The 8,154-nt window shown below is 70.5% G+C and carries 8 protein-coding genes and 1 pseudogene; 3 read left to right on the top strand and 6 right to left on the bottom strand.

Going from position 1 to position 8,154, the window contains the following annotated elements:
• The 3 genes and pseudogenes from CQZ88_RS31545 to CQZ88_RS21625 form a co-directional block, all read right to left on the bottom strand.
• A pseudogene (locus CQZ88_RS31545) lies at positions 1–180 on the bottom strand (wax ester/triacylglycerol synthase family O-acyltransferase); the annotation flags it as partial.
• A gap of 50 nt (positions 181–230) precedes the next feature.
• Positions 231–881 carry a response regulator transcription factor gene (locus CQZ88_RS21630; RefSeq protein WP_050035190.1) on the bottom strand — a complete coding sequence of 217 codons (651 nt, stop codon included), beginning with the start codon at positions 879–881 and terminating at the stop codon, positions 231–233.
• A 75-nt stretch (positions 882–956) separates the two neighbouring features.
• The gene (locus CQZ88_RS21625; RefSeq protein WP_029543553.1) at positions 957–1,379 is read right to left on the bottom strand and encodes a pyridoxamine 5'-phosphate oxidase family protein; all 423 of its coding nucleotides are present in this window, start codon (positions 1,377–1,379) and stop codon (positions 957–959) included.
• A gap of 211 nt (positions 1,380–1,590) precedes the next feature.
• Here CQZ88_RS21625 and CQZ88_RS21620 point away from each other — a divergent pair, with 211 nt between their 5' ends.
• From CQZ88_RS21620 to CQZ88_RS21610, 3 genes are all read left to right on the top strand, one after another.
• Positions 1,591–3,297: a GAF domain-containing sensor histidine kinase gene (locus CQZ88_RS21620; protein WP_006930700.1), complete on the top strand. Its 1,707-nt coding sequence runs from the start codon at positions 1,591–1,593 to the stop codon at positions 3,295–3,297.
• 107 nt (positions 3,298–3,404) lie between these two features.
• The gene (locus tag CQZ88_RS21615) at positions 3,405–3,971 is read left to right on the top strand and encodes a hypothetical protein (RefSeq protein ID WP_235431208.1); all 567 of its coding nucleotides are present in this window, start codon (positions 3,405–3,407) and stop codon (positions 3,969–3,971) included.
• Between the two features lie 96 nt (positions 3,972–4,067).
• A complete protein-coding gene (locus CQZ88_RS21610; protein WP_102800294.1) occupies positions 4,068–5,243 on the top strand; it encodes a glutamate--cysteine ligase in 1,176 nt (391 codons plus the stop codon).
• 23 nt (positions 5,244–5,266) lie between these two features.
• On the opposite strand, the gene CQZ88_RS21605 is transcribed toward CQZ88_RS21610, so the two are convergent.
• From CQZ88_RS21605 to CQZ88_RS31540, 3 genes are all read right to left on the bottom strand, one after another.
• Entirely contained in the window at positions 5,267–5,704 is a 438-nt protein-coding gene (locus CQZ88_RS21605) for a nucleoside deaminase (protein WP_029543547.1), read from the bottom strand.
• Positions 5,705–5,769: 65 nt separating this feature from the next.
• Complete coding sequence (locus CQZ88_RS21600; RefSeq protein ID WP_102800293.1) at positions 5,770–7,671, bottom strand: ATP-binding protein; 1,902 nt, start codon at positions 7,669–7,671, stop codon at positions 5,770–5,772.
• 111 nt (positions 7,672–7,782) lie between these two features.
• Positions 7,783–8,154: LppP/LprE family lipoprotein (locus CQZ88_RS31540; RefSeq protein ID WP_258008718.1), on the bottom strand; the 372-nt coding region annotated here is incomplete at its 5' end.

Genomic DNA, 8,154 nt, shown 5'->3' with positions numbered 1-8,154 from the left:
GCGCCGCGCGACGTGCTCGCGGATCGCCGCCAGCCGGAGGCGTCCGGCCGCATCGCGCAGCGGCGCTCCGTCCAGGACGGCGAGCGCGGCCACGTGCATGGGCACCCCGCGGTCCTCGACGCGCAGGTTCCCTACGTCGAGCGGGCTCAGCCGCTCGAATCGGGGCCGGTCGTCCGTCATGGTGCCCGTCCTGCCGTCGGCAACGCCCGGGCGGGGCGGCGACGGAACGTTCAGCGCCCGCCGGGGCGTCTCGGCGGCACCTTCGTCGCCAGTACCGCGGCCTGGGTGCGGCGTTCGACCCCGAGCTTGGCCAGGAGCCGCGACACGTAATTCTTCACCGTTTTCTCGGCCAGGAACATCCGTTCGGCGATCTGACGGTTGGTCAGCCCCTCCCCGAGCAGCGCGAGCAGGGTCCGTTCCTGATCGGTCAGGTTCGCATACGGTCCGCCGTCGTTACTGGTGTCGGCGCGCAGCTTCGCCATCAGCGTGGTCGCGGCGCGGCTGTCGAGCAGGGACCTGCCTGCCCCGACGTCCCGCACGGCCTGGATCAGCTCGGTGCCGCGGATGTCCTTGAGCGCGTAGCCGCTCGCGCCGGCGAGTATCGCGTCGAGCATCGCCTGCTCGTCGGTGAACGAGGTCAGCATCAGGCAGCGCAGTCGCGGCATCTGCGAGAGCAGTTCCCGGCACAGCTCGATGCCGTTGCCGTCGGGGAGCCGGACGTCGAGCACGGCGACGTCGGGTTCTACGGCAGGTACCCGCACGAGAGCCTCGCCGTACGACGACGCCTCCCCCGCGATCGTCAGTTCGGGATCCGTGGTGAGCAGGTCCGCGATGCCACGGCGGACGACCTCGTGGTCGTCGACGAGAAAGACCTTGACCATGCGGCAGCCTCCAATCCCCGGTCAGCACGGTACCGCACGGTGTGCCGGCTCACGGTCGGCTCGGGGACTGGATGGTCAACCGCGCTCGCCGGGCCACCACGGCAGCGTGGCACGACGCCCACTGATGTGCTCGACGTCGATGACGAGGAGGGGATCCTCCGTGCCGATGCCCCACGGCAGGCCGCCGGCGCCGTCGAATCCGCGGAGACCGTCCGTGCCGCGCGCGAGCCGGGCGCGGCCGATCGCGACCACGCTCCACCCCGACCGAGTCGGCGCCTCGAGTTGTTCGGCATGGAAGGCGAGCAGCCTGCCGTCGAAACGCTCGAACCACCCGTCATCGCCGGTGGGAACGACGATCTCGCCGTTCGGCGCCGCGAAGGTCACCGGGTGCACCGCGGGCAACGCCCCGTCGGTGTAGACCAGACGGCCGGTCGGCACCGACCGCAGCAACGCCATGCATCGACCCGGCGCCAGCGGAGCTTCCGGACCCGTCGTCATCCTGGGCTTTCCCTCCTGCAAAGACATCTCCGCACTCCACCCTCGCCCGTCGAGGCGGCCCGCGGCAGGGTCCAAAGTCGTCACCACCGGGGCGCAAGTCACCGCGCCGGGGGTGACCCACGGATTACCCTCGGCACAATGGGAAAAACCGGGCCTTTCGAAGCGGCCCGGCACGCGGCGCACGGGACGTAATCCACCGAAGGGGTGAACGATGGCCGCCGACGAGGAAACGTTGCTCGCGGGGACGCTCTCGCAGCTGCGACTGAGGGAACTGCTCGCGGAGGTCCAGGACCGCATCGACCAGGTGATCGTCGCACGCGATCAGATCGACGGTCTGCTCGAGGCCGTGCTCACGGTCGCGTCCGGGCTCGAGCTCGAGGCGACCCTCGAGCGCATCGTGCACGCCGCGATCGAGCTCGTGGACTGCCGCTACGGCGCCCTGGGCGTCCTCAACCGCCGCGGGGACGGATTGCAGAACTTCGTGTACGAGGGCATAGACGCAGACACCCGCGCGCTGATCGGCGACCTCCCCACCGGCCACGGACTGCTCGGACTGCTGATCGAACAGCCGAAACCGATCCGCCTCGACAATCTGGCCCAGCACGTGGCCTCGTCCGGCTTCCCGGCCCACCACCCGCCCATGCGGACCTTCCTGGGTGTCCCGGTCCGGGTGCACGGTGAGGCGTTCGGCAACCTCTACCTCACCGAGAAGGCCAACGGTCAGTCGTTCACCGAGGACGACGAGGTGATCGTGCAGGCCCTCGCGGCCGCGGCGGGCATCGCGGTGGACAATGCGCGCCTGTTCGAGGAGGCCCGGCTGCGGCAGCGCTGGCAGGAGGCCACGAGCGAGATCCGCGCCGAGCTGCTCGCCGACACCGACCCGGAGGAGGTGCTCGGCCTGATCGCCCGACGCGCGCTGGCCCTGTCGGAGGCGGACCACGTGCAGATCGCCCAACCCGAGGATCCCGACGTGCCGCCGGAGGAGGTCGCGGCCCTGATCGTCACCGCATACGCCGGTTCGGACCCGTCCGGGTTCGGGGGCAAGCGGATCCGGGTCGAAGGGACCGCGACCGGAACCGTGTACCGGTGCGGCGAGCCTCTGCAGGTCACGGAGTTCGACGGTGACGGCGACCGGCACGGGCCGGCGCTGCTGCTGCCGCTGCGCGCGTCGACCGACACCATTTCGGGGGTGCTGTCGGTCATTCGCGATCCGGGGCGGGAGCCGTTCGACGACCGTCAGCTCTTCCTCGCCACCTCCTTCACCGATCAGGCGGCGCTCGCGCTGAAGCTGGCCGACGACCAGCGACGGCTCAACTCTCTGACCGTGCTCGCCGACCGGGACCGCATCGCGCGGGACCTGCACGATCACGTCATTCAGCGGCTGTTCGCCCACGGCCTGAACCTGCAGAGCACCCACGCCCGCACCCGGGCGCCGGAGATCCGCGGGCGCCTGGCGGACATGATCGACGACGTGCAGAGCATCATCACCGACGTGCGCACCGCGATCTTCGACCTGCACGGCGGGATGGAGGGCACCCGGCAACTGCGGCAGGCCCTGCACGACATCGTCGCCGAACACACCGCCGACGTCGGCTTGCGGACCGTCGTGCGCATGTCCGGGCCGCTCAACGTGGTCACCGGGCCCCTCGCCGATCACGCCGAGGCGGTGCTGCGGGAGGCGATGAGCAACGTGGTGCACCACTCCGGCGCGAACAACGTCACCGTCACCGTGTCGGTCGACGACTACCTCACCATCGACGTCACCGACAACGGCGTCGGCATTCCCGCCACCGTCGCGCGCAGCGGACTGCACAACCTCGCCTCCCGCGCCGAGGAGGTCGCGGGCACCTTCACCGCTACCGCGGTCGACACCGGCGGCACCCGCCTGCTCTGGTCGGCGCCGCTGCCCGAGGACTGAGCTCGCACCGCCCGCGGCGGACGGCTCCCGGCCCCGGCATCTCGCCGCGGGCGCGGCAGCGGGTCGCACCGACGCGGTGACCGGCCCGGTGTGGGAGGCGGCAACAATTGCTGCGGCGCTCCTCGTCGCCGTTTCCCTTCGCGGCCGTGCCGATCCGAATTCCGAAACGTCGTTTCTGTCCTTTCTCGGCCGGAAGTCGAGATTCTCCGGTATGCGCCGGATCGCCCGGCGCGGGGGCTATCATCGAATTCGGCAGAGGGAACCCGATGAACACGAACACGAGCGCACTGAGCGACCAGATTCGGGCCGTACACCAATTGGTGCGGACGCAACTGCAGATACTCGAAATTCGCCACGAGCGCAGCTCGCATCCGATGGCGAAGCAGCAAATTGCGGCGGACATTCGCTATTTGTCGGAACGATGCGACACCCTCGAACGAATTCTGCATTCGCACACGACATCCGCGAAGTCGTCGTCTCGGGCGGCGCGGCTGAGCGACTGCATCGCCACCATCGCCGGCTCGGCGGACAGGCGCAGCGTCGCCGCCCTCGAACACGTCCTCGCGGACCAGCTGGCCGACCGCGTCCGCACCCTCGAATCCCTCGCGATCGCACTCGGAGACCGGCCGCTGCAGCAGTGGGCACGCGGTATCCACGCCGTCGGCGCCGCCTGATTTCCCTCCCGTTCTCTTCCCACCTGCCCGGGACGCGTGCCAGGCTGGAGCCACGGTCCTGCCGAGCTGTTTCGGCCGTTCCGGTTGGAGGAGACGATGACGTCCACGCTGCCGCGCCGTGCCGGATCCGACCGTGGCGATGTCCCGGGCCGGCTGCTGACCATGGGCGTCGAGGAGGAGTTGCTGCTCGTCGACGCCGACTCCGGCCGGCCCCGGCTGAGCAACGCCGCCGTCGTGGCCGATGCCCGCGAGTCCGGGCTCGACCTCCAGCTCGAGCTGTCGCGCTGCCAGGTCGAGACCGCCACACCGGTCTGCACCCGGATCGACGACCTGCGGCAGGAACTGCGCGTCTCGCGCACGGTGGCGGCGGCGGCGGCCGCACGCGCCGGGTCCCGCCTGCTCGCGGCGGCAGTGCCCCCGTTCGACACCACCCCGCCCGGGGCGCTCACGGACGCCGCCCGGTATCGGCGGATGGCCGAGCACTTCGGGGTGGTGACCGATCAGGTGATCTGCGGCTGTCACGTCCACGTCGGGGTGCCCGATCGCGACGTCGCGGTGCAGGTCTGCAATCACCTGCGGCCCTGGTTGCCCGCCCTGCTCGCGCTCACGGCGAACTCGTCCGTCACCGCCGGCGCCGACACCGGTTACGCCAGCTGGCGTCACATCCAGTGGGGGCGCTGGGGCAGCGGGGGGCCGCCGCCCTTCTTCCGGTCCGCCCGGCACTACGACGACGTCGTCGCCATGATGCTCGACGCCGGCACCGTCCTCGACCCCGCGATGGTCTACTGGGACATCCGGCTCTCGCCGCACCTGCCCACCCTCAAGATCCGGGTCTGCGACGTGCCCGCCACGATCGAGGAGACCGTCACCGCCGCCACCCTCGTCCGCGGACTCGTGTCCACCGCGCTCACCGCCGTCCACCGCGGTGACCCGGCGCCCCGGCTCGAGGCCGACCGGCTGAAGGCCGCGTGCTGGCGCGCCGCGCGGGAGGGCATCGACGGCTACGGGATGGACCCGCTGACGCAACGGCCCGTCCCCGCCGCCCGGCTGCTGGGCTCGCTGCTCGAGCACGTGCGGCCCGGCCTCGAGGAGGCCGGCGACTTCCCGTCCGCGCGCGCGTCGGTGCGGCGGATCCTGCGCCGGGGCAACGGCGCGCGCCGTCAGCGGCGAGCGCTCGCGGCGTCCCGGAGCACGGCGGACTTCGTCGCGGAACTGGCCCGCATCACCGTCGAGGGGTGCGAACCGGCCGCTCCCCCACCGACGGCCCGGTGATCGCTCCTACTCGGTGATCGCCCCTACTCGGGGGGTGTGACGCCGATGTCCTCGTGCCACAGGTCCGGGTGCTCGGCGACGAACGTCGCCATCATGTCGATGCAGCGTCGATCGTTCAGCACCGTCACCTCGACCCCGTGCTCCGCGAGCCAGTCGTGGCCGCCGGTGAACGTGACGCTCTCCCCGATCACCACCGCGCCGATGCCGAACTGCCGGATCAGGCCGCTGCAGTACCAGCACGGCGACAACGTCGTCACCATGATCGTCGAGCGGTAGTCGCGCCGGCGGCCCGCGGCCCGGAAGGCGGCGGTCTCGGCGTGCAGCGACGGGTCCCCCTCCTGCACCCGCCGGTTGTGGCCGCGGCCGAGCAGCGTCCCGTCGGCGGCGAACAGGGCCGCGCCGATCGGGATGCCGCCCTCGGCGAGGCCGAGCCGGGCCTCCGCGAGCGCGACCTCGAGCATCGCGTCCGGGGACGGACTCCCGGCCGGTCCGCGTGCATTCGTCACGGCACCACCCCGAATCGCGGTCAGCTGAACGACTTGTGGATCTGCGCGCCGTAGCGGCGGACGATCTTCTGCTTGGCGGCGGTATAGGCGTGGACGTCGTCCTGCAAGCCCCTGTTCTCGAGCGATCGGCGCGCCAACTCGCCGGCGATCACGTCGAGGAACAACTCGGCCAGCAGCAGTCGTGCCGCGTCCCGGAACCGGCCCCGGCCGTCGAGATACAGCTGCACGGTGGGGTCGCCGGTGTTGATGAGGATCGTTCGCTGCTCGGGGTCGTACACGGCACGTCCACCGTCGTCCCCGAGATAGCGCAGGTCGTAGCCGACGAACATGTCCTCGCCGTGGTCGCGTGGCGGCCGTCGATGTTCCTCCGGATGGGGCGGGGTGTGCGGGCGCGGCACATGGTGCGGCGACGGCGCGTTCTCGGCGATGACGATCTCGCACCACGCCCAGAACGCCCCGGACCGCACCATGATCTCGCCGCGCTCCCCGGCCGCCTCGCCGACGACCGTCCATTCCAGCCGCTGCACACCGGCCTTCTGCTCCACGGCAATCTCGGCGGGCCGGGGGTCGATCCGCATCGAGTCGGGCAGCGTGTACGTGATCGTCAGCCTGTCGTCGCCGGGCAGGCGCTCGGTGTCGACTTCCAGAGTGACGTGGAACCGATGGCCGGGCCTGCGGTAGTAGAAGGGCGTCGTGAATTGAAGGACGACCGACTTCCCCGTGCCGGTCGCGGTCGTCAGCGGTGCCGATGCCGGCGCCGGCCCGATCCCGAGATCCCGGATCGCCGACTCGCTCATCCGGTGCAGCAGCCGGTCGATCATGTGCGCGGTGTGCTCGGAGGTTATCGCGTGCTCGAGGTGTCTGAGCTGATCGCGTTCGGCCAGCACATATTCGGCGAGCCGAACGCTGACCGCATGCGAGAATGCGGCGACGAACCGGTCCTTGTGGTTCAGACCCTCACGCTCGTCGCTGATGATCGGCTCACCCTGCCCGAGCCGCTCGATCAGGGCCGCGCAGTGCACGGTGCCGAACAGGTACTCGGCGCCCACCTGGTTCTCGTACTCGAACATCTGACAGTCGAGCACGGCGAGGCCCGAGACGACGACGAGACCGTTCGTGCGCTCGTCCCCCGACATGGTCAGCTCGGCACCTTCGGCCCGCTTCAGGGTGAGGGTGAAGGTGTACTCGTCGCCGTCGAAGTCGAAGCTGCCGGGCGCGTCCGGACCGATCAGCACGAGCGCCGGGGGTTCGTCGAAGAGCACCCGGCCGCTGCGCTGGATCTCGTGCCGACCGGCGACGTGCACCACCTCCACGCTCCGCCGCGACAGCACCTCACGCAGGTAGACGTTGTCGGACAGCGCCTGAACCACGGTCTGGTACCGGGAGATGACCACGTGCGGGTTCTCCACGACCAACGTCACCCGGGTACCGTTCCCGGGGATGCCGAGGCGTTCGCGGTCGTCGTCGGAGACAGGCAGGTCGCCGCCGTGGTCGTCGTAGAGGTAGCCGCCGTTCTCGCCGCGGAAGAGGTCGATGCGGGTGAGCCGGCCGTCCTTGACGGTCTCGACCGTTCCGGCGCCGACACCGAACACGGCCTGCTTGAGGCCGCGCCCGAAGTAGCCCCGCCCATGGCCCTCGCCCCGCGACAGCGGGCTGTGGGCTGCCCCGTACGCCAGGATGCGGGCGGCCTGATCGAACGGCATCCCTTCGGCATGGTCGGTGACCTGCAGGACCGCACCCGACTGGTGGCGCTCGTAGGTGATGTCGATGCGGCCGTTCGCCTGCGCGCGGCCGTTGTCCAGCCGGGAGTAGCTGTCGTCACTGTTGGTGATCAGTTCGACGAGCGCCTTCTCGATCGAGGCGAAGCGCCGCGAATCGATCCCGATCACACGCTGGTCCACCGGAATGGGGGCGACTGCCATCGTTTCTGCCTTGTCTGTTCCGTCGGGCAGTCCTGAGGGTGGCTTCCCGACCTTGCCGCGATCGTACCGACGTTCGCGTCGATGCCGCGGCAATCGAAGTGCCCGGCGATGTCACCGCATTTCGTCGCAGCCCGTCGACTCCAGGTACTCGTCCGGCAGTCGCCCGTCGGTGACGACCCCGCCGTCGGACCACGTGAACGTCAGCTCCGCGAAACCGGTGGCGGCCGCGTTCGGCTCGCCCTCGCGCGGGTAGTTGTATTCGACGTCGATGGAGTCGAACGCCGTTGCGACCACCGCCGGGTTCAGCGCGCACGGCGTGGCGGTGCCGACATACTCGCCGCGGTGGAACAACAGCAGGTGGGTCGGCGACGATCCCGTCGCCCCCACGATCCCGACCTGCGCGTAGCTCAGGTCGCTGCAGCGGTTGTAGTTGCCGTTGTACGCCTGCAGCCACGTGGCATCGGGGATCTGCTGCGGCGGGGG

Origin of the sequence: Rhodococcus sp. ENV425 (assembly GCF_002887785.1) — a bacterium.
In the GTDB taxonomy this organism is placed as follows: domain Bacteria; phylum Actinomycetota; class Actinomycetes; order Mycobacteriales; family Mycobacteriaceae; genus Rhodococcus; species Rhodococcus aetherivorans.
The sequence above is the reverse complement of the archived record's forward strand: the minus strand, read 5'-3'. Positions and strand labels throughout refer to the sequence as shown.